The organism is Streptomyces telluris (genome assembly GCF_024519335.1).
Classification (GTDB): Bacteria; Actinomycetota; Actinomycetes; order Streptomycetales; family Streptomycetaceae; genus Streptomyces; species Streptomyces telluris.
In genome coordinates this window covers 276,774-295,834 of sequence record NZ_JANIID010000001.1, presented here as the reverse complement: position 1 = coordinate 295,834, position 19,061 = coordinate 276,774, and the positions used below count along the sequence as shown (strand labels likewise).

Here is a 19,061-nt window from a genome sequence, read left to right as displayed (position 1 = left end):
GCGTCCCGGCCTGCCCGGGGTGGGCGCCGGCGCCGTCACGGCAGCAGCTGCTCCGTCCAGACCGTCTTGCCCTCGCGGCCGTACCGCGTGCCCCAGCGCTCGCTGAGCTGGGCGACGAGGAAGAGGCCGCGGCCGCCCTCGTCGGTCGTCCGGGCCCGGCGCATGTGGGGGGCGGTGTTGCTGGTGTCGGAGACCTCGCAGATGAGGCGGGGCCCGCGGATGAGCCGCAGGGTGACCGGCCCGCCGGCGTAGCGGTAGGCGTTGGTGACGAGCTCGCTGACGATGAGCTCGGTGGCGAACGCCAGCTCGTCCAGCTCCCAGGCGCTGAGCTGCTCGGCCATCAGCGTGCGGGCCTGCCCGGCGGCGCGGGCGTCCGAGGGCAGCGTCCAGGTGGCCACGCAGTGCTCCGGGAGCACGCGGGTGCGGGCGAGGAGGAGGGCGACGTCGTCCACGGGCTCGGCCGGCAGGAGTGCGTCCACGACGGCCTTGGCCGTCTCCTCCACCGACCGTTCCGGGCGCGCGAGTTCCTGCGAGAGGCGGTCGAGCGACGCGTCGATGTCGAGGTCGTGGCTGTGGATGAGGCCGTTGGTGAAGAGGGCCAGGAGGCTGCCCGCGGGCAGTTCGATCTCGGTCGCCTCGAAGGGCAGCCCGCCGAGGCCGAGCGGCGGCCCGCCGGGGAGGTCGGGGATGCTCACCTGCCCGCCGGGGGTGACCAGGACGGGCGGCGGGTGGCCTGCGCGCGCCAGGGAGCAGACGCGGGAGACGGGGTCGTAGACGGCGTAGAGACAGCTCGCGCCGGTCACCTGGTCCAGGGGGGAGTCCCGGCTGTTGCTCTCCTGTTCGGCGGCGAGGCGGTACACGAGGTCGTCGAGGTGGGAGAGGACCTCGTCGGGGTCGAGGTCGAGTTCGGCGAGGGTGTGGACGGCGGTGCGCAGGCGCCCCATGGTGGCCGCGGCGTCGATGCCGTGGCCGATCACGTCGCCGACGACGAGGGCGACGCGCGCGCCGGACAGGGGGATGACGTCGAACCAGTCCCCGCCGACGCCTTCCACGGCGCCCGCCGGGATGTACTGGTGGGCGACCTCGGCGGCCGGCAGTTCGGGCAGGTCCGCGGGCAGCAGGCGGCGCTGCAGGGCCAGGGCGGCCTGGTGCTGACGGGTGTAGCGGCGGGCGTTGTCGATGCAGACGGCGGCGCGGGCGGCGAACTCGCCCACGAGGGTGAGGTCGTCCTCCTCGAACGGGTCGGGGCGGCGGGAGCGCCACAGGCTGACGAGGCCGAGGACGAGGCCGCGGGCGGCGAGCGGCAGCATCATGACGGAGTGGGCGCCCAGGGCCCGGGCGTGGGGGGCGCGTTCCTGCGCCACGAGGGCGAGGTCCTCGGGGGTGCGCAGCTCCGGCACGAGGATCGGGCTCTTCTCGGCCAGGCACCTGCCCTGGGGGGTCTCGGGGGCGAAGCGGATGAGGCCGCCGAGCGGGTTGAGGGCCTCCTCGGCGCCCGGGGTGTCGGACCGGACGGCCGTCCGGCGGACGGGCCCGAAGCCGTCCTGCGAGGGTTCCTCGCCGCGGCTGACGGGTTCGAGGAGGTCGACGGTGACGGCGTCGGCGAGCTCGGGGACGAGGACGTCGGCCAGCTCGCGGGCGGTGGCGGCCACGTCCAGCGTGGTGCCGATGCGGGCGCCCGCGTCGTTGAGCAGGGCCAGCCGGAGCCTGGCCCGGTGCCGTTCGGTGACGTCTTCGACCAACTGGGTGACGCCGAGGATGGCCCCGGCCGAATCCTCCATGCGGAACGCGGAGACGGAGACGTAGCGGACCTGGGAGGGGTCGGCGAGCAGCCGGCACGGCTGCTCCGTGAAGATCATCGGCCGTCCGGTCTCCAGCACCTCGTTCAGGCGGCGCTCCACCGTCTCCGTGTCCGCCGCGACCAGGAAGTCGCCCGTGCGGTGGCCCCGCGCCTGCTCGGCGGTGATGCCGCCGATCCGGGCGACGGCCCGGTTGATGCGCAGGATGCTCAGGTCCGGGGCGTGGACGGCCAGCCCCACGGGGGCGGTCCGGAACAGCCCGTCCAGCACGGAGCGGTCCGTCTCCCACTGGATCACGTCCCCGGCGGGGGCGCCCACCAGGAACCACTCGGGTGCGGCCCCTTCGCGGACGATGCAGCGGGCGCGGACGCCCACCAGGATGCGGTGGCCGTCGCGGTGGAGGACGGGGACGATGCCGAACCAGCCGGAGTCCTGCCGGCAGGCGGCGGCCGCCGCCACGACCGCGTCCCGGTCGCCCGGGTCCACCAGCGCCTCCAGCCCGGGCCGCCCGATCACGTCGCCCGCCGGGTGGCCCAGCAGCACCTCGGCACGGTCCCCCCAGCCCACCACGGTTCCGCGGTGGTCCAGCACGACCGACGCCGAGTTGCCGACCGAGAAGGGGTCCTCGGGGCTCTCGTGGAAGAGCGTCATCGGTTCGTCCGTCACGCCGTCCTCCTTCCGCCGGACGCGCCGTGGCTGCCGTCTTCTGCTTCCACAGTGATGGGTGAGGGGCGTCGGCGCTTGCCGACCCGGCGGGCCCGTGACCGCTTCAGACGACGCGCCGGCGCCTGCGGGAGCCGCGGTGCCTGCCCGGCGTGCGGCGCGGCGGGGCGGGTCCGGTCAGTATGCGTTCCTCGTAGCGGCCCAGGGCGAGGATCGCGCACAGCAGCAGAGGGGGGAGGACGAGTGCGAAGACGACCACGGGAGGCTCCTGCCGGGAGGAGGGACTCACAGGTCGCGTTGCCGCACAGGGGCGGCGCAAACCTGGCCGGGTGGCGCACATGGGTGGTCCGCACTCCCCCATGTGGAGCAGGAGCATCCGTGGGGCGTGCGGGCCGGACGGGCCGGACCGCAGCCGCGGCCGTGTGCCTGCCCTCAGCCCGCGGCACCCGGCGGCAGCGACTCGGCGATCCGCTGCCGCATCGGGCGCCGGTGCAGGGCGTCGAGCGCCTCGGTGACGAGCCTGCTGAGCGGGTACGACAGCTCCGCCTCGAATTCCGCGGCCGCGGCGGCCGTCGCCGCCCATTCGGCGTCCAGCACCGGCAGCAGCGACTCGGCCCGGGGCGTCAGCCGCACGACGCGCTGCCGTGCGTCCCGCCCCGGCGCGAGGACGACGAGCCCCTCCTCGGCCATTCGGGCCACCGTCTGGCTCGCGGCCGAGTGGGTCACGCCGACGGCTCGCGCGAGGTCGCGGATGGTGCCCGGCCCCGAGGCGGCCAGCGCACGGACGACAGGGGTGAAGCGCGGGCGGAACCCGTCCAGGCCGAGGTCCGCGTACACGGCGCCGACGTCGCCGTCGAGCAGCTCCAGGAGGTGGCGCAGGCGGGTGCCGAGCAGTTCGGGGCCGGGCGCGCTCGGGGCGTCCGGGGTCCGCGGGGTATGGGGAGCCTCGGGGGTCTCGGGGGTCTCGGGGGTCTCGGGGGTCTCCGGGGAAGACGTCACATGCCGTAATGTAACAGCGCTGTTGTATTGGCGGAGGGCGGGAGGAACGACGCACATGGGCGCGGACGCGGAAGGGCTGTACCCGCCGGTCGAGCCGTACGAGACGGGCCTGCTCGACGTGGGCGACGGCAACCTCGTGTACTGGGAGGCCTGCGGCAACCCGGAGGGCAAGCCCGCGCTCGTGGTCCACGGCGGGCCCGGCTCGGGCTGCGGCACCGGCGTGCGCCGGTACTTCGACCCGGACCGCTACCGGGTCGTCCTGTTCGACCAGCGCGGCTGCGGCCGCAGCACCCCGCACGCGAGCGACCCCGCGACGGACATGCGGCACAACACCACCGCGCACCTGATCGCCGACATGGAGCGGCTGCGCACGCACCTCGGCGTCGACCGCTGGCTGCTGTACGGGGGCTCGTGGGGGTCGACGCTGCTCCTGGCCTACGCGGAGACGTACCCGGAGCGGGTCTCGGAGATCGTCGTCTCCGGCGTCACGACGACCCGCCGCTCGGAGATCGACTGGCTCTACCGCGGCGCGGGCCGGTTCTTCCCCGAGCAGTGGGAGAGCTTCCTCGCCGGGGCCGCCGGCACACCGCGCGACGGCGACGTCGTGGCGGCCTACGCGCGCCTGACGGAGCACCCGGACGCCGCGGTGCGGGAGAAGGCCACGGCCGACTGGTGCGCCTGGGAGGACGCGGTCCTCTCGGGCGAGACGGAGGGGGCCACGGCGCCCTATACCGGCCGGGCGGCCGCCGCCCGGCTGGCCCTGGTGCGCATCTGCGCGCACTACTTCTCCCACGGCGCCTGGCTGGAGGAGGGCGCGTTGCTGCGCGACGCGGGGCGCCTGGCCGGGATCCCGGGCGTGCTCGTCCACGGCCGCCTGGACCTGGCCGGCCCGCTCGGCACGGCGTGGGAACTCGCCCGCGCCTGGCCTGGGTCCCGGCTGGTCGTCGTCGACGGAGCGGGGCACCTGGGCACCGCCGCGACACGCCGTCACGTGCTCGGCGCCCTGGACGCGTTCGCCAGGCACGGCGGAACCACGCCCGCGCCGGGCAGGGCGCGCTAGGCCGGCCCGAAGAGCCGCTCCAGGACGGCGGCGACGCCGTCCTCCTCGTTGGTCCCGGTGCGCCGCGCCACCGAAGCGAGCACCGCCGGGTGGGCGTTGCCCATCGCGTAGCCGGTGCCCGCCCAGGTCAGAATGGTGAGGTCGTTGGGCATGTCCCCGAAGGCGACGACCTCCGCGGCGGGGATGCCCCGCCCCGCGCACAGCTCCGCCAGCGTCCCGGCCTTGGTGACGCCCGGCGCGCTGATCTCCAGCAGGCCGCTGCCACCCGAGTGCGTGAACTGCGCCTCGGTGCCCGCGGCTTGCTCCGCGGCGGCGAGCAGCAGGTCCGCGTCGAGCCGCGCCGACCAGGCCAGCAGCTTGGCGATGGGGACGTCCGCCGTCCACAGGTCCGCGAGGCAGGCCACGGGCGATTCCGCCCCGGCGTCCTCGGGCAGGCGCAGCCCGTACGCCGGCTCGTACAGCACGTTCCGGCCGGTCTCGACGGCGAACCCCACGTCGGGCACGACGGCCGACAGGGCGGCGACCACCTTGCGGGCGACGTCGACGGGCAGGGCACGGGACGCGGTGACGGTACGGGCCGCGAGGTCGTACACGAGCGCGCCGTTGCTGCACACGGCCGTGCCGGCGAGGCCCGTCGCGGCGGAGAGCCGGTCGACGAAGCGGGGCGGGCGGGCGGTGACGAAGACGACTTCGGCGCCGGACGCGGTCGCCGTGCGCAGGGCGCGCAGGGTGCGCGGGGAGAGCGTCTTGTCGTTGCGCAGGAGGGTGCCGTCGAGGTCCGTGGCAATCATGCGGGGGCGCGTCATCGCACCACGCTACCTCAGGGATCCGGCGCCGCAAGACGCGCGGAGAACGTGAACCCGCAGATCAGCGGCCCGCGTTCGGACGCCCCGCCTCCGCATCGGCCCCCGCCGCCGCGCCGGGGCGGCGTCCGGCGGGCAGGGCGCAGGCCGCCGTGCCGCCGGGCATGCGGTGCCGGTTGTCCGCGACCATCCGGTACAGGCCGTGCGCGACCCGGCGCACGAGCGGCAGCGTGAGCACCGCGCCGGGTACGGCCCATCCGCCGCGAGCGCTGAGCAGGAGCTTGGCGACGGCCTGGGCGCCGCCGTACACCGTGCCGCCGGGCGCGATCCACAGCAGCTCGTGCTCGGCCCGCTCCCGCGTGACCCCCAGCGCGTCCAGGTCCGCGAACTGCCATGCGACGACGTCGCAGCGCGGCCGTACGTACTTCTCGGCGCAGCGCACCGAGGTCGTGCAGAAGCCGCAGTCGCCGTCGTAGACGAGCACAGGTCGGGTTCCCATGGGGCCATCATGCCGCGCCGGGCACCGGGTCCGGCGGCGGGTCCGGCGAGGGCTCCACCCGGCGGTTCGGCTGCGGTTCGGCTGTGGTTCAGCTGCGGTTCAGCTGTCGAGCGCGATGCCGTGCTTCGCCTTCTCCATCGACTCCTCCGACGCGTTCCCCCCGGCGTTCTCCTGTGCGAGCGCCTGGTTGAGGGCCACGAACGGCCGCATGCGCGACTCGTAGCGGGCGAAGGCGGCGGCGTGATCGCCGTTCCCCTGCCGGCCGATTTCGGAGGCCAGGACGTAGGCGCCCACGAGCGCCAGGCTGGTGCCCTGGCCGGAGAGCGGAGACGCGCAGTAGCCGGCGTCGCCCGCCAGGGCCACCCGGCCGGCGGCCCACCGGTCCATGTGGATCTGGGCCATCTCGTCGAAGTAGAAGTCCGGGGCTTCGCGCATGGCCTGCAGGAGCCGCGGCGTCTCCCAGCCCACGTGCGCCAGCCGCTCGGCCATGAGCTCCTTCTGCTGCTCGGTGTCGCGGTGGTCGTACGCGACGGGGTCCGACTTGAAGCCGAGCGTGGCCCTCATCTCGCTGTTGTCCCGCACCGGGTAGAGGCAGTAGGTCGCGCCGCCGGCCGCGGACTCGTCGTTGAGCCATATCTCCCAGTTGTCGAGGCCGAGGAAGTTGGGGGCGCTGAAGACCGTGACGTAGGCGCCGAGGCGCCGGATGAACCGCTCCTCCGGGCCGAAGGCCAGCTGCCGCACGCGCGAGTGCAGGCCGTCCGCGCCCACGACGAGGTCGAAGGTCCGCTCCGGGCCCTGCTCGAAGGCGACCCGCACGCCGTCCGGCCCCTCGTCGAGAGCGGCGATGGAGTCGCCGTAGAGGAATTCCACGCCTTCGCCGAGCGCCTGCCGGTGCAGCAGCCCGGTGAGGTCCTCGCGCAGCAGCTCGATGTCCTCGTTGTCGAGACGGCCGCCGCTCAGCGTCATCTCCTCGGAGCGCCACACCTCCTTGCCGCCGCCGTCGAGCATCGCCATGCCGCGCAGCCGGGTGCGGACGGCGCGCGCCTCCTCCAGGATCCCGGTCCGGTCGAGGACGTCGATGGCGACGCCGCGGACGTCGATGGCCTGCCCGCCCGGGCGGACGGCGGGGGCCCGCTCGACGACGGTCGCGGCGAGGCCGTTGCGGCGGAGCCAGTAGGCGAGGGTGAGCCCGGCGACGCTGGCACCGGAGATGAGGACGGTCTTCATGGTGAGCACCTTTTCGCATTCACTGCTTACGCTGTACGCGGCTGAATGTACGCCGTAAGCGCAGCATTGACAAGCACACTTACAGGCTCTGCACTAGTACAGAAGCCCTTCACGACTTACTCCCCTGCTAGGCTCTGTACTAGTACAGGAAGAAGAAGGAGGCCGTCCTTGGCCGGCACATCGGTTCCCCCCTACCTCCGCATCGCGGCCGAGCTGCGGCGGCGCATCGCGGACGGCGAGCTCGCCCCCGGCGACCGCGTCCCGTCCACGCGGCAGATCGCCGAGGACTTCGGCGTCGCCCTCGCCACGGCCACGAAGGTGCTGACCACCCTGCGCCAGGAGGGGCTCGTACAAGCCCGGCCGCGCGTGGGCACCGTGGTCGCGGGCCCGGAGCGGCCCCGGCCCGACCGGACCCGGCCCGAGCGCGCCCCGCGGGCGTCCGCAGCCGCGCCCGCCGCGAAGGGCGCCGCCCCGCCCGCCGGGAAGGGCACCGCCGCACCGGCGCCCGCATCGTCCGGCACCGAACACGAGCTGACCCGCGCCCGCATCGTCCGGGCGGCCGTCGCCATCGCCGACGCCGAAGGGCTGGCCTCGCTCTCCATGCGCGGCGTCGCCAGCCGCCTGGGGGTCGCCGCCATGTCGCCCTACCGCTACGTCACCGGCAAGGACGACCTGGTGCTCCTCATGGCCGATGCGGTGCTCGCCGAGCTGGCCTACCCCGACGACGCGCCCGCCGGCTGGCGGGAGCGCCTGGAGCTGGGGGCCCGCGCGCTGTGGGCGGTGCACCGCAGGCACCCCTGGCTCGCGCACATCGGGCCCCTCACCCGCCCCCTCGCCGTGCCCCGGCTCATCGGCTACTCCGAGTGGATGCTCGGCGCGCTCGACGGCCACGGCCTGGCTCCGGCGACGATGCTCGACCTGAACGTCCTGCTCTACAGCTACGTCCAGGGCACCGCCGTCCACCTGGAGCGGGAGGCCCAGGCCGCGAGCGAGTCCGGGCTGTCCGGGGAGGAGTGGATGGACTCCCAGGCCGCGGCCTACGACGCCCTCACCTCCTCCGGCCGCTATCCCGTCTTCGCCAAGGTGATCGGGGCGTTCGCCGAGGGCGACGGCTACGACCTGCGCCTCGACGAGGTCTTCGAGCTCGGCCTCACCTCGATGCTGGACGGCCTGACCGCGCTGGTCGAGGGCCCGGGGGCGGGCCCGGCGCGGGAGGCCTGAACGGCCCACGGACAGCGCAATCGGCGCCGGGCGCCGCGGGCCCGCCGACAGTGGTACCCGTGAAGCTGCAGCCCGGTGCCGCCCTCACGACGGCCATGGTGGCGCTGACCGTGACGACGGGGATGGTCGAGGCGGTCAGCTTCCTCGCGCTCGGCCCCGTCTTCACCGCCGTCCAGACGGGCAACACGCTCTTCCTCGGCTTCGCGGTCGTCGGATCCGGGGAGTTCTCCGCCGCCGCGTCGGGGGCGTCGCTCATCGGGTTCGCCGTCGGCGCCGCCCTGGGGGCGCGGCTGAGCTCCCGCGCGGACGCCCTCGGGCGCCGGTGGCTCGTGCGGGCCCTGGTCGCGGAGTCCGTGCTGCTGGCCGTCGCGGGACTGACGGGCTGGACCGCCGGACGGTCCGGCCATCCCCCGGCCTTCCGTCAGTACGTGGTGGTGGCCCTGGTCGCCCTGGCCATGGGCATGCGCAACGTCACGACGTTGCGGGCGAGCGTGCCGGACATGCCGACCACCGTCATCACCCGCACCATGACCGCCCTCATCGGCACCTCCCCCTTCGGCCTCGACTCCAGGATCCCCTCCGGCCCCCGCTACGAGCTCCGCCGCACCGCCTCGGTCGGCGCGATGTTCGCCGGCGGCCTGCTGGGCGCGTGGATGCTCCACGAGGCCGTGCGCCCTCCCGTCGTCCTCCTGGTGACGTCCGCCTGCGTCCTGGCCGTCGCCCTCGCCCTCGCCCTCACCTGCATCTGCACCCCGGGCCACCACCCCCCGGACCCGTAGTACTGCAGAGCTACGCCGCGGGTGCACTCCCGCGGGGGACGCCGGCCACAGGCCGCGGTCCGTAGCTTCCGTGCCGGAAGCACCACCCACACCCGGCACGGAAGGAACCGTCCTTCATGGCGTCCCCCACGCAAGCTCCACGGCACCGCGGAAGTGTCCTGTGGCCCGCCCTGCGCGGCGCGGCGCCGCCCGCGCGCGACCGCGCCCTCGACGGCCTGCGGGCCTTCGCCGTCCTCGGTGTCGTGGGCGGCCACTGGCTGGTGACGGCCCTGGTCGCCGACAGCGGGACCGTGCACGGCGCGAGCCCGCTCAGCCACCTGCCCGCACTCGCCCCCGCCTCCTGGCTGTTGCAGACCCTGGCCGTGTTCTTCCTGGTGGGCGGGCAGGTGGGCGTCATGAGCCACGCGTCGGCCCGCACGCGGGGCATGACGTACGGGCAGTGGCTGCGCGGCCGGCTCGTCCGGCTGTTCCGTCCGGTCGCCGTGGTCCTCGCGGTGTGGGCCGTCGCGACAGGGGTGCTGCTGGCGTCGGGCACCGGCACCGGGACCGTGCTGACGCTGCTCAAGCTGGTGTGGTCGCCGCTGTGGTTCCTCCTGGTCTTCGCGGCGCTGACGGCGGCGACGCCGCTGGTCGCGAAGGTGTCCCCCTGGTGGCCGCTGGCCGTCGTCCTGTGCGTCGACGCGATCCGGTTCGGCCTGGACGGGCCGGCGTGGCCGGGATGGGTGAACGTGGCGGCGGGCTGGCTCGTCCCGTACTGCCTGGGCGCCGCATGGGCCCGGGGGCGCCTGCACAACCGCACGACCGGCCTGGCACTGCTGGCCGGAGGCTCACTCGCCACCGCGCTGCTCGTGACGTTCGCCGGCTATCCGGCCTCCATGGTCGGGGTGCCCGGCGCGGAGGTCTCCAATCTCAGCCCGCCGACGCTGGCCGCCGTCACCTTCGGCCTCGCCCAGTGCGGCGCCGCCCTCCTGCTCCTCGGCCCGCTGCGCCGGGCGATGCAGCGCCCGGCGGCCTGGACGGCGGTGGCGCTGGTCAACCTCTTCGCGATGACGGTCTTCCTCTGGCACCAGACCGCGATGATGGCGGTCACCGGGGCCGGGCTGCTCGCGGGAACTCCCCTGCCCGGTCTGCACACCGTCCCAGACGGGCCCGGCTGGGTGTGCGCCCGGCTCGCGTGGCTGCCGGTGTTCGGGGCGGCGCTGCTGGGGTGCTGGGCGCTGTTCCGCCGCTTCGAGCACGGGCGCCCCCGGAGCCGCGGGTACTCGCGGGTCGTGCGCGAGCACCGGCCCGGTCCGGCCGCGGCGCCGCGGCGCCCGTGAGCATGCGTCGGCGTTCGTACGTGATCCCTAGAATGGATCATGTGAGCGCCTGTGGCGCGGGGGGCACGGGGGACGGAATGCGCGTGGACAAGCGGCTGTTGCGAGCACTGGCGGCGGGGCCGCGCGCCGTGTACGAGGACCTGTGGACGGTGGCGCGCGACCCGCTGCCGCGCGGGAGGCACCTGGGCTGGCTGCCGCACGTCCACACGGCCCTGCTCGTGGTGCTCCTGGGCATACTCAATGCCAACGACCACCGCAGGTTCGGGCCGGACACGGAGACAGGACTCCTGATCATCGTGCTCCAGTCGGCAGCCGTCCCCTTCGCCATGATGCGCCCGGCGCCCGCCTGGTGGCTCTCGACGGCCTTGCTCTTCGTGTCCGGACTGGTCACGGACGACACGGTCGACAGCGGCATGCTGTGGCCTTGGAACGTGGCCGGAATCGCCCTGCACTCGCTCGTTTTGCTCCTCCTGGCGCTGCGGGTCCGCCCCCAGAGCACGGCCGTGGCACTGGCGCTGACCGTGCTCGCGGGGCTGGCCAACATGACCATGGCGGCCCACAGCCACAACCAGGTCCTCACCCGGGGCACCGTGGCCCTCACGACCGCGGTGCTGCTCGGCGCCGCGCTGCGCTCCGGCCGGGTGGCCAAGGAGCGGCTGGTCGAACAGGAGGTGCTCACCGCCGAGGAGCGGGCCCGGCGCACCCTGCTGGAGGAGCGCAACCGCATAGCCCGCGAGCTGCACGACGTCGTCGCCCACCACATGTCGGTGATCTCCATCCAGGCCCAGGTCGCCCCGCACCTGGTCACGGAGCCGCCGCAGGAGCTCAGGGAGAACCTCGCGGGCATCCGCCAGAACGCCGTCGAGGCGCTGGCCGAACTGCGGCGCGTCCTGGGCGTGCTGCGCTCGGAGGACGCCCTGGCCGACGGGGTGCGGCACGCCCCCCAGCCCACCCTCGACCGGCTGGACGAACTGCTCGGCAACGTCCGCAGCGCCGGCCTCGCGGTCACCTCCTCGGTCGCCGGCGAGCCCCGCCCGCTGCCGCCGGGCGTGGAGCTCTCGGCGTTCCGCATCGTCCAGGAGGCCCTCAGCAACGCCATGCGGCACGCACCCGGAGCGTCGGTACGGGTGGAGACCGCGTACGGGGCGCGCCGGATCACCGTGCGAGTCGTCAACTCCCCGCCGGACAAGCCCGCCCCGCGCTCGCCGGGTGCCGGGCACGGGGTGCTGGGGATGCGCGAGCGGGCCGCCATGCTCGGCGGCGACCTGGCCGTGGGCCCCACCCCCGACGGCGGCTACGAAGTGACCGCTGTCCTCCCCTGCGATGCTTCCGGCCTTTCCGAACCTTCCGATCTGTCCGGGCCTTCCGGCCTTCCCGGACCGCCCGCCCCTTCCGACCTTGCCGAGGACGCCCGGTGACGACCATTCGCGTGCTGATAGCCGACGACCAGATGATGGTCCGCCAGGGCTTCACGGTCCTGCTCAACGCCGAACCCGGCATCGAGGTGGTCGGCCAGGCCGTGGACGGCCTCGACGCCGTCGCCCGGACCGCCGAGCTCGCTCCCGACGTCGTCCTGATGGACATCCGGATGCCGGAGCTCGGCGGCATCGAGGCGACCCGCCGCATCACCGCCCCGGCCGAGGCGACCACCAAGGTGCTCGTCCTGACCACGTTCGACCTCGACGAGTACGTGTACGAGGCGCTGCGCGCGGGCGCGTCCGGATTCCTGCTGAAGGACGCCTCGGCCGAGGACCTCGCCCAGGCGGTCCGGGTGGTCGCGGCCGGGGACGCCCTGCTCTCCCCCAACATCACCAAGCGGCTGATCTCCGAGTTCTCCCGCATGACCGGGGCTCCCCGCGCGCCCCTGAAGGAGCGCGTGGGGAGCCTGACGGAACGTGAGACGGAGGTGCTGTCCCTGGTGGCCCAGGGCCTGTCGAACGCGGAGATCGCCGCGCGGCTGGTCGTGGCCGAGCAGACCGTCAAGACGCACGTGAGCAGGATCCTGGTCAAGCTGGGGCTGCGGGACCGCACGCAGGCCGCGGTCTTCGCGTACGAGACGGGTCTGGTCAGGCCGGCCGGCTACTGACGCGGGCCGGCGGATCGGAGGACGAGGAGGAGGGGGAGGGGGACGAGGGGGCGGGGGACGGGGGGCGACGGATCAGCGGGGGCACTGCTTCCAGGCGAAGTGGTAGAGCGTGCTGATGCTGCCGTCGGTCGAGTCCATCGCGAGGAAGCTCGTGGTGCGGGTGGTGTCCGACGTGCCGGCGTCCACCCGGAGTTCGGTGTTGATGTTCAGGTAGCGGACGGCCCCGCAGGGCGCGTAGACGAGCGACTCGATCTCCGTGAGGTCGGACGTCTGCCAGTTGTCGTGGAGCGGGCCCGCGAAGTGATGGTTCACGTACGTGGTCTGCGACATGCCCTGGAAGTAGTAGTTGGCCCGCTCCAGGCCGGTCGCGCCCTTCTCCAGGTGGGCGAAGCCCCGGTAGTCCGCCTCGGCGACCGCGTACGTGAAGCCCTGGGGGACGCGGACGTTCAGGCTGAGCTGGCAGTTCTTGCGGAAGTCGGTCGGCTTGGCGCCCAGGCCCACCTGAGCCTGGTAATTGCTGTAGGTCACGGTGAAGGCGGTGTTGTCGGGGCTGACGGTCACATTTGCCGTTCCGGCCGGACAGCCCGAGCCGTTGACGCCCACCACATCGATCACGATCTTGTCAGGCGGAGGGTCCCCATCCGCAGCGGCCGACGACGGCACCATCGAAGCGGCGAGCAGGGCGACGGCCGCGCTGCCGATCACCACCGGTCTCAACATGGAGATACCTCCCCCTGGTCCAGGATTCACGGACGAACACCTCTGACCCGAGACGGCCGGTCAGGGGCACTCCTTCCACGAGAAGTGGTAGAGCGTGCTCACGCTGCCGTCGGTGGAGTCCATCTCCATGAAGCTGGTGCTGTTCGCGGGGTCCGAGCTGCCCGCGCTCACCCGGAGCTCGGTGTTCACGTTGAGCAGCCGCTGTGCGCCGCAGGGGGCGTAGACGACTTCCGCCGCGTCCGTCACGTCCGTCGTCTGCCAGTTGTCGTCGAGCGGACCGGTGAAGCGGTGGGAGACGGAGGTCGTGTGGGACATGCCCTGGAAGTAGTAGCTGGCCCGCTCCATGCCCACGGCACCGCTCTCCAGGTGCGCGAAGCCGCGGTAGTCCGCCTTGGCGATCGCGTAGGTGAAGCCCTGGGGGACGTGGATGTTCAGGCCGAGCTGGCAGTTCTTGCGGAAGTCGGTCGGCTTGGCGCCGACTCCCACCTGGGCGAGGTACTTGCTGTAGGTCACCGTGAAGGCCGTGTTGCCCGGCGCGACCGCCACCGCGGCCGTCCCCGCCGGGCAGCCGGAGCCGTTGACCGACATGACGTCGATGACGACCCTGTCCGGCGGAGGCACCCCGTCGGTGGCGGCCGAGGAGGGTGCGAACGATGCGGCGGCCACCAGCGCCACGGCCGCTCCGGCGGTCATCACCGGTCTGAACATGGGATTCCCCTTTCTTTCCCTGGCGCGGACTCGCTGTGCGCGCGGCCCATGCCACCACCGGGGAGGGGTCGTGCATAGGCCAGGTTGAGCCGACCCTGGGGACGGGCCGGCCACCTCCTGGGTCCCGCCGGCACCGGCAGCATCAGCGGAAGGGAACGGGGGCGCCCTAGGAGCGTTCGAAGGTGTGCATGCGGCCGATGGCCGTGAAGCCCCTGCGCGCGTACCAGTGGCGCGGCCAGTCCTCGGCTTCGGCGATCAGGAAGCGCGTGCCGCAGCCCGCGGCGACCGACATGCGCAGGGCGGCCGCGAGGACGGCGTCGGCATGGCCGCGCCCGAGGTGGTCCTCCGCCGTGACCAGGTCCTCGATCTGGGCCGTGCCCGAGGCGCGGTCCATGTACAGGTCGGCCCAGGACGCGACCTCGCCGTCCTCCGCGCGCGAGCCGATGAAGTGCACGACGTCGGCGCCGCGCCGCCGGGTCTCGCGGCGCTCGACGAGGTGGCGCACGACCTCCTCTCCGGCGTCCGGGAGGAAGTCGCGCCAGCTGCGGGTCAGCGGCCCCCGGAGGTCGTCCAGGCCCACGACGCCCGCCTCGCGCCCGGCGCCCGGGGCATGGGCGGGGCCGGAGTGCAGCATGACCAGGCAGACCGAGTGCTGGTAGCCGGCCCGTGCCAGGGGCTCCGCGCAGGCCTTCCCGGTCGCGTCGTCCAGGACCGATATCAGACGGAAGGGGAGGTCCCCCAGCGCTTCGTCCGCGAGGGCGGGCAGCGCGGCGGGGTCCACCGCGCCGTCGATGACGACCTGATTGTTCCCCCGGGAGTGGGCGAAGGCGTCGTCGCGCGCCGCGAAGCCGCCCGGGAGGGGGAGGGTGCGCCCGGCCTGGCGGCGGGCGAATTCCGAGACGAAGGCGTGGATCCGCCGCAGTTCGAAGTCCGGCATGGGCCGAGCGTAGGCGGCGGCCCGTGCGGAGCGCGCGGCAATTACGGGGCGGCGGCGCTCACGTGGCCGAGGCGCACGACGGATGGCCCCATCCGCGCTCGCCCTTGGAGATCTTCTCGCCGACCGCGTACGACTGGCCGCACGGGCAGCGGCCCGCGAACTTCGCCTTGATCGTCGCCGTTCCGTTTCCGGAGGAGCGCGGCTTGCGGCTCTTCGGCGGGCCGGAGCGCCGGGGCGCCGAGGCCTCGCGGGGCGCCGGCACGGGCATGCCCTCGGCTCCCTGCGCGGTGCCGGCCGCCTGCTGGAGGGAGGCCGCGTCGCTCGCGGCCTGGTCGGCGATGGCGTTCAGGGGGTCGCCGTTCTCCTGGTGGGCCGGCACGTACCGGAACTCGACGGTGCGGCCCGCGAGGAGGGCGTCGATGCGCACGACGAGGTCGCGGTTGGCCACGGGCGAGCCGGACGAGGTCTTCCAGCCGTTGCGCTTCCATCCGGGCAGCCACTTGGTGACGGCGTTCATCGCGTACTGCGAGTCCATCCGCACCTGCATCGGTACGGCCGGGTCCGTGGCCTCCAGGAGCCGTTCGAGGGCGGTCAGCTCCGCGATGTTGTTGGTCGCCTTGCCCAGGGGGCCGGCTTCCCAGCGCTCGGGGGTGCCCGTCGCGTCGGCGACGACCCAGGCCCAGCCCGCGGGGCCGGGGTTGCCCTTCGATGCCCCGTCACAGGCGGCGATGATCTGTTCAGACATCCCTCGATCATGCCAGGCTTCCCGGCCCCGCCGTGCGCGTCCGGCGGGACGGCCCCGCCCCGTCCGCCCGCCGGGCCCGGCGGGCGCTCTGCGGTGTCCGGACACCGATTACCGGACATTCCCCTGGCGTGACCCGCCCGGTGGCCCCCTGCTCCCACCCGCGGGGGACCACCGCAGGTCACGCAGGTGCCGTTCAGATGCCGAACATCTTCGGTTCACTGGGCGGTCGATAGGAGTTGTCCATATTGAGAACGTTAATGACCGAAAATATCCGTCATTTTTGACTGAGCGCATGGTCATGCCCAAATGTCTGCCAAATGTTGTCAATGAAGCCTCACAGCGGCGGCCTCTTACGGAATAGGGATTTCCGTTTGCTGCTGGCCGGTGCCGCGGTGAGCCAGATCGGCGCTCAGGTGACCGTGGTGGCCCTGCCCCTGGTCGCCGTGGTCGTGCTCGACGCCTCCCCCATGGAGGCCGGCCTGCTGACCGCCGCCGAGACCGCGGCGTTCCTGCTGGTCGGCCTGCCGGCCGGAGCGTGGGTGGACCGGATGCGCCGGCTGCCGGTCCTCATCCGCGCCGACGTCGTCCGCGCGGCGGCGATGGCGAGCCTGCCGCTCGCCGCCTGGGCCGGGGCCCTGACCATGGCGCACCTCTACGTGGTCGCCCTCGTCACCGGCGTGGCCACCGTCTTCTTCGACATCGCGCACCAGAGCTACCTTCCGTCCCTCCTGCCGCGTGAACAGCTGGTCGCGGGCAACGGCGCCCTGGAGACGGCGCGTTCGTCCGCCCAGGTCGCGGGCCCCGGGCTGGGCGGCGCCCTGGTGCAGCTCCTCGGCGCCCCTTTCGCCCTGCTGGCCGACGCGATCGGCTACGTGCTGTCCGCCGTCTTCCTGCGCGGCATCCGGGCCCCCGAACCACAGCCCGCACCCGCGCCGGGCATCCCGCTGCGCGCCCAGATCGCGGAGGGCCTCGCCTTCGTCTTCCGGCACCCCGTCCTGCGCATGATCGCCTGCGCGACGGCGCTCGCGAACTTCTTCACCGCGATGCTCGTGGCGGTCCAGACGGTGTTCCTGGTGCGGGTGCTGGACCTGCCGCCCGGCGTCCTCGGACTGATGATGTCCGCCTCGGCCGTCGGCGGCCTCGCCGGCGCCCTGTGCGCCGGAGTGCTCGCCCGCGCGGTCGGCCAGGCGAGAGTCATCTGGCTGTCGACCGTCGTCACCGGCCCGTTCGCCCTGCTCTGGCCGCTGGCCGGCCGGGGCGCCTCCGCCGCGTGGTTCGCCGTCGCCTCCGCGGCCGTCTTCTTCGGCGCCGTCGTCTACAACGTCGCCCAGGTCAGCTTCCGGCAACTGCTGTGCCCCGCCGAGCTGCTCGGCCGGATGAACGCCACGCTGCGCTTCATGGTGTGGGGCACCATGCCCCTCGGCGCGCTCGTCGGCGGCGCCGTCGCCGAGACGGCCGGACCGCGCGCCGCCGTGTGGGTGTGCGCCGCCGGGCTCCTGCTGGTGCCCGTGCCGCTCCTGGCGTCGCCCCTGCGCCGCCTGCGCGACCTGCCGGCGGCGCCGGTGGTCACGGGCTGAGACGCCCCCGCCCTCCGGCGGCCGGAGCGAGCGTGGGGCCGGTCCCGCGCCCGTCCCCCGGCCGGCGAAGCCACCGGGCTGCGGCCCCGGGCGACCCGGATGCGGCCCTGCGGAGCGCCGGTACACCCCGCGGGCGCCGCCGGCCCGGGCCACGGGGCCACGGCCCCGGCCCGATCGGCGAGGCCGCCGCCGAGGGCTCCGCACCGACAACCGCCCCGAGCCGACCCCCGACACCGCCCCGACCCTACGAGCGACCTCGACCGGCCGCGCCCCCCGGTCACCAGCCCGTCCCGGTACCGGCCGGCCTCCAGCACCGCCCCGACCGGACAACAGACCCCGGCCGGCCGTGCCACCCCGGTCACCGGCCCACCCCGGCACCCGGGCGGCCGGGCCGCCCCGGCCGGCCGGTGGGCCGTCGATACGGCCCGAAGGCCGCGGCGCCCCGCCGACGCCGCCCGTATCCGTCACCGCCGAAACCCGCAGCACCAACCCGCTCGACAACCTGCCAGCTCCCTTCTCGTCCCACGAGCCGTCGCGCCCCCGGCGCACGGGAGGTCATCGTGCAACCCGGCAACATCACCTCGTCCTATCTCGCCCGCTACCGGCGCCTCACCGAGGGCGCCGCCGAGCCCGGCGGCGCACCGCTGCCCGTGACCGGCGCGCAGCGGCGGTTCCTGCTCTCCCGGCAGCTCGACCCCGCCGGGCGGCCCGTGCTGGTCCCGTTGTTCTTCGTCTTCCCCGCGGGGGCCGTCGACACCGGGCGGCTGCGGGCGGCCGCCGGGCACCTGGCCGCGCTGCACCCGGCGCTGCGCACGCGCCCGCTGGTGCGGCGGGGGGTGCCGCTCCAGGTGCCCGGCGACCCCGTCGGGCAGGTGGAGCGGGTCCGGCCGCGGCCCGGGGAGAGCGCCGACGACGCCCTGCGGCGCGCGCTGGCCGCATGGCCCGCGGACGGCCCGCCGTTGCGGTTCGTCCTGGCGGACGACGGCGGCCCGCAGGAGGTCCTCGCCGTGGTCCTGGACCACACGGCCTGCGACGAGCAGTCCCTGGGGCTGATCACGGCGGGCCTCTCCGACGCCTACCGCGACGGCCTCGGGCCGCAGGACGTTCCCGCGGACGTGGCGGCCGAGGGCACGGCCGCCTACGCGGACGCCGTGCACCGTCAACTCGCCGCCGAGGAACGGGCGTCGCGGCCGGAGGCCCTCGCCTACTGGGCGAAGCGCCTCGCGGACCTCCGCGGCGGCGCCGCGAGCGCCCCCGCGAGCGGGCAGGCCCACCCCGCCCCGGGCACGGGCACCGGCACCGGCACCGCCCTGCGCCGGATCCCCGTCCCCGGCGACGGCGCGCGTTCCACGGCCTTCCCCGTCCTCCTCGACGCCTGTGCCGGGGCGGCCCGCACGCTTTACGGCCCGGACTCCGTACCGGTCCTGGGCTACCCGTGGGGCGGCAGGCCGCCTGGCGCCGCACCGGTCCTCGGCTGCTTCCTCAACACCGTCGCGCACCCGGCGGACGACACCGGCCTCGCCGAGCGGGCCTCGGCCTGGTGGGACGACCTCGACCGCGCCGACACCCCCTTCGACGAGGTGGTCCACGCGGCCCGCCGGGCCGGGGCACCGTGGTCCGGCCGGCTGGACGGCCTCCTCACCTTCGAGGACCTCGGCCGCCGGCCGCCGCTGCGGCTCGGCGACGCCACGGGGCGGGAGACGCACATCGACGGCCGCCCCGTGCAGGCCCCCTTCGCCGTCTCCGTCTCCTACGGATCCGACCTGCTGGTCCGCATGGCCTGGGACCGGTCCGCCGTTCCGGACCACCGCGCGGACGAGGCCTTCGACCACCTGACCGACGCGCTCACCGCGCTCGCCACGCGCAGCGCACATCCCGCGCCCGCGGGCTGAGCCCGCCGCGGGCCGCCCCGCCCTGCG

18 protein-coding genes are annotated in these 19,061 nt (G+C 74.5%); 8 read left to right on the top strand and 10 right to left on the bottom strand.

Annotated features, from left to right (window positions below):
* Positions 1–35: 35 nt before the first annotated feature.
* The 3 genes from NQU55_RS01265 to NQU55_RS01255 form a co-directional block, all read right to left on the bottom strand.
* On the bottom strand, positions 36–2,450 hold the full coding sequence (locus NQU55_RS01265; RefSeq protein ID WP_168093681.1) for a SpoIIE family protein phosphatase: 2,415 nt from the start codon (positions 2,448–2,450) through the stop codon (positions 36–38).
* A 118-nt stretch (positions 2,451–2,568) separates the two neighbouring features.
* On the bottom strand, positions 2,569–2,721 hold the full coding sequence (locus NQU55_RS01260; protein WP_168093673.1) for a hypothetical protein: 153 nt from the start codon (positions 2,719–2,721) through the stop codon (positions 2,569–2,571).
* A gap of 173 nt (positions 2,722–2,894) precedes the next feature.
* The gene (locus tag NQU55_RS01255; RefSeq protein WP_256789441.1) at positions 2,895–3,461 is read right to left on the bottom strand and encodes a MarR family winged helix-turn-helix transcriptional regulator; all 567 of its coding nucleotides are present in this window, start codon (positions 3,459–3,461) and stop codon (positions 2,895–2,897) included.
* Positions 3,462–3,516: 55 nt separating this feature from the next.
* On the opposite strand from NQU55_RS01255, the gene pip reads away from it, so the two are divergent.
* A complete protein-coding gene (pip, locus tag NQU55_RS01250; RefSeq protein ID WP_168093675.1) occupies positions 3,517–4,521 on the top strand; it encodes a prolyl aminopeptidase in 1,005 nt (334 codons plus the stop codon).
* Here the strand turns inward: pip and NQU55_RS01245 are convergent.
* The 3 genes from NQU55_RS01245 to NQU55_RS01235 all read right to left on the bottom strand — a co-directional run bounded on the left by NQU55_RS01245 (position 4,518) and on the right by NQU55_RS01235 (position 7,050).
* Complete coding sequence (locus tag NQU55_RS01245) at positions 4,518–5,312, bottom strand: HAD family hydrolase (RefSeq protein WP_168093682.1); 795 nt, start codon at positions 5,310–5,312, stop codon at positions 4,518–4,520. The two genes, pip and NQU55_RS01245, sit on opposite strands and share 4 nt — an antisense overlap.
* A gap of 76 nt (positions 5,313–5,388) precedes the next feature.
* On the bottom strand, positions 5,389–5,823 hold the full coding sequence (locus NQU55_RS01240; protein WP_168093676.1) for a thiol-disulfide oxidoreductase DCC family protein: 435 nt from the start codon (positions 5,821–5,823) through the stop codon (positions 5,389–5,391).
* A 99-nt stretch (positions 5,824–5,922) separates the two neighbouring features.
* Entirely contained in the window at positions 5,923–7,050 is a 1,128-nt protein-coding gene (locus tag NQU55_RS01235; protein WP_168093677.1) for an FAD-dependent monooxygenase, read from the bottom strand.
* 168 nt (positions 7,051–7,218) lie between these two features.
* Between NQU55_RS01235 and NQU55_RS01230 the strand changes: the two genes are divergently transcribed.
* The 5 genes from NQU55_RS01230 (at position 7,219) to NQU55_RS01210 (ending at position 12,455) form a co-directional block, all read left to right on the top strand.
* Entirely contained in the window at positions 7,219–8,271 is a 1,053-nt protein-coding gene (locus NQU55_RS01230; protein ID WP_240976476.1) for a GntR family transcriptional regulator, read from the top strand.
* A gap of 59 nt (positions 8,272–8,330) precedes the next feature.
* Positions 8,331–9,050 carry a YoaK family protein gene (locus tag NQU55_RS01225; RefSeq protein ID WP_256789439.1) on the top strand — a complete coding sequence of 240 codons (720 nt, stop codon included), beginning with the start codon at positions 8,331–8,333 and terminating at the stop codon, positions 9,048–9,050.
* A gap of 116 nt (positions 9,051–9,166) precedes the next feature.
* Positions 9,167–10,369, top strand: coding sequence for an acyltransferase family protein (locus tag NQU55_RS01220; RefSeq protein WP_168093679.1), 1,203 nt, complete (start codon positions 9,167–9,169; stop codon positions 10,367–10,369).
* A gap of 77 nt (positions 10,370–10,446) precedes the next feature.
* Entirely contained in the window at positions 10,447–11,787 is a 1,341-nt protein-coding gene (locus tag NQU55_RS01215) for a sensor histidine kinase (protein WP_256789436.1), read from the top strand.
* Positions 11,784–12,455 carry a response regulator gene (locus NQU55_RS01210; protein ID WP_372504598.1) on the top strand — a complete coding sequence of 224 codons (672 nt, stop codon included), beginning with the start codon at positions 11,784–11,786 and terminating at the stop codon, positions 12,453–12,455. The genes NQU55_RS01215 and NQU55_RS01210 overlap by 4 nt, the downstream gene beginning before the upstream one ends.
* A 72-nt stretch (positions 12,456–12,527) precedes the next feature.
* Here the strand turns inward: NQU55_RS01210 and NQU55_RS01205 are convergent, their stop codons facing one another.
* The 4 genes from NQU55_RS01205 to NQU55_RS01190 all read right to left on the bottom strand — a co-directional run bounded on the left by NQU55_RS01205 (position 12,528) and on the right by NQU55_RS01190 (position 15,565).
* Positions 12,528–13,175 carry a DUF4360 domain-containing protein gene (locus tag NQU55_RS01205; protein ID WP_256789435.1) on the bottom strand — a complete coding sequence of 216 codons (648 nt, stop codon included), beginning with the start codon at positions 13,173–13,175 and terminating at the stop codon, positions 12,528–12,530.
* A gap of 60 nt (positions 13,176–13,235) precedes the next feature.
* Entirely contained in the window at positions 13,236–13,883 is a 648-nt protein-coding gene (locus NQU55_RS01200) for a DUF4360 domain-containing protein (protein WP_168092458.1), read from the bottom strand.
* A 166-nt stretch (positions 13,884–14,049) separates the two neighbouring features.
* Positions 14,050–14,820: a GNAT family N-acetyltransferase gene (locus NQU55_RS01195; RefSeq protein ID WP_168092459.1), complete on the bottom strand. Its 771-nt coding sequence runs from the start codon at positions 14,818–14,820 to the stop codon at positions 14,050–14,052.
* Between the two features lie 58 nt (positions 14,821–14,878).
* Positions 14,879–15,565: a ribonuclease H family protein gene (locus NQU55_RS01190; protein WP_168092460.1), complete on the bottom strand. Its 687-nt coding sequence runs from the start codon at positions 15,563–15,565 to the stop codon at positions 14,879–14,881.
* 326 nt (positions 15,566–15,891) lie between these two features.
* Here NQU55_RS01190 and NQU55_RS01185 point away from each other — a divergent pair, with 326 nt between their 5' ends.
* Positions 15,892–17,142, top strand: coding sequence for an MFS transporter (locus tag NQU55_RS01185; RefSeq protein WP_168092461.1), 1,251 nt, complete (start codon positions 15,892–15,894; stop codon positions 17,140–17,142).
* A gap of 560 nt (positions 17,143–17,702) precedes the next feature.
* Entirely contained in the window at positions 17,703–19,034 is a 1,332-nt protein-coding gene (locus tag NQU55_RS01180; RefSeq protein WP_168092462.1) for a condensation domain-containing protein, read from the top strand.
* Positions 19,035–19,061 lie beyond the last annotated feature (27 nt).

What these genes read in the sequence shown, in the direction of transcription:
- NQU55_RS01215 (WP_256789436.1), top strand. Translation starts at nt 10,447, where the DNA reads ATGCGCGTGGACAAGCGGCTGTTGCGAGCACTGGCGGCGGGGCCGCGC.
- NQU55_RS01220 (WP_168093679.1), top strand. Translation starts at nt 9,167, where the DNA reads ATGGCGTCCCCCACGCAAGCTCCACGGCACCGCGGAAGTGTCCTGTGG.
- NQU55_RS01190 (WP_168092460.1), bottom strand. Translation starts at nt 15,565, where the DNA reads ATGTCTGAACAGATCATCGCCGCCTGTGACGGGGCATCGAAGGGCAAC.
- NQU55_RS01235 (WP_168093677.1), bottom strand. Translation starts at nt 7,050, where the DNA reads ATGAAGACCGTCCTCATCTCCGGTGCCAGCGTCGCCGGGCTCACCCTC.
- NQU55_RS01195 (WP_168092459.1), bottom strand. Translation starts at nt 14,820, where the DNA reads ATGCCGGACTTCGAACTGCGGCGGATCCACGCCTTCGTCTCGGAATTC.
- NQU55_RS01245 (WP_168093682.1), bottom strand. Translation starts at nt 5,312, where the DNA reads ATGATTGCCACGGACCTCGACGGCACCCTCCTGCGCAACGACAAGACG.
- NQU55_RS01240 (WP_168093676.1), bottom strand. Translation starts at nt 5,823, where the DNA reads ATGGGAACCCGACCTGTGCTCGTCTACGACGGCGACTGCGGCTTCTGC.
- NQU55_RS01205 (WP_256789435.1), bottom strand. Translation starts at nt 13,175, where the DNA reads ATGTTGAGACCGGTGGTGATCGGCAGCGCGGCCGTCGCCCTGCTCGCC.
- NQU55_RS01265 (WP_168093681.1), bottom strand. Translation starts at nt 2,450, where the DNA reads ATGACGCTCTTCCACGAGAGCCCCGAGGACCCCTTCTCGGTCGGCAAC.
- pip (WP_168093675.1), top strand. Translation starts at nt 3,517, where the DNA reads ATGGGCGCGGACGCGGAAGGGCTGTACCCGCCGGTCGAGCCGTACGAG.
- NQU55_RS01200 (WP_168092458.1), bottom strand. Translation starts at nt 13,883, where the DNA reads ATGTTCAGACCGGTGATGACCGCCGGAGCGGCCGTGGCGCTGGTGGCC.
- NQU55_RS01185 (WP_168092461.1), top strand. Translation starts at nt 15,892, where the DNA reads ATGAAGCCTCACAGCGGCGGCCTCTTACGGAATAGGGATTTCCGTTTG.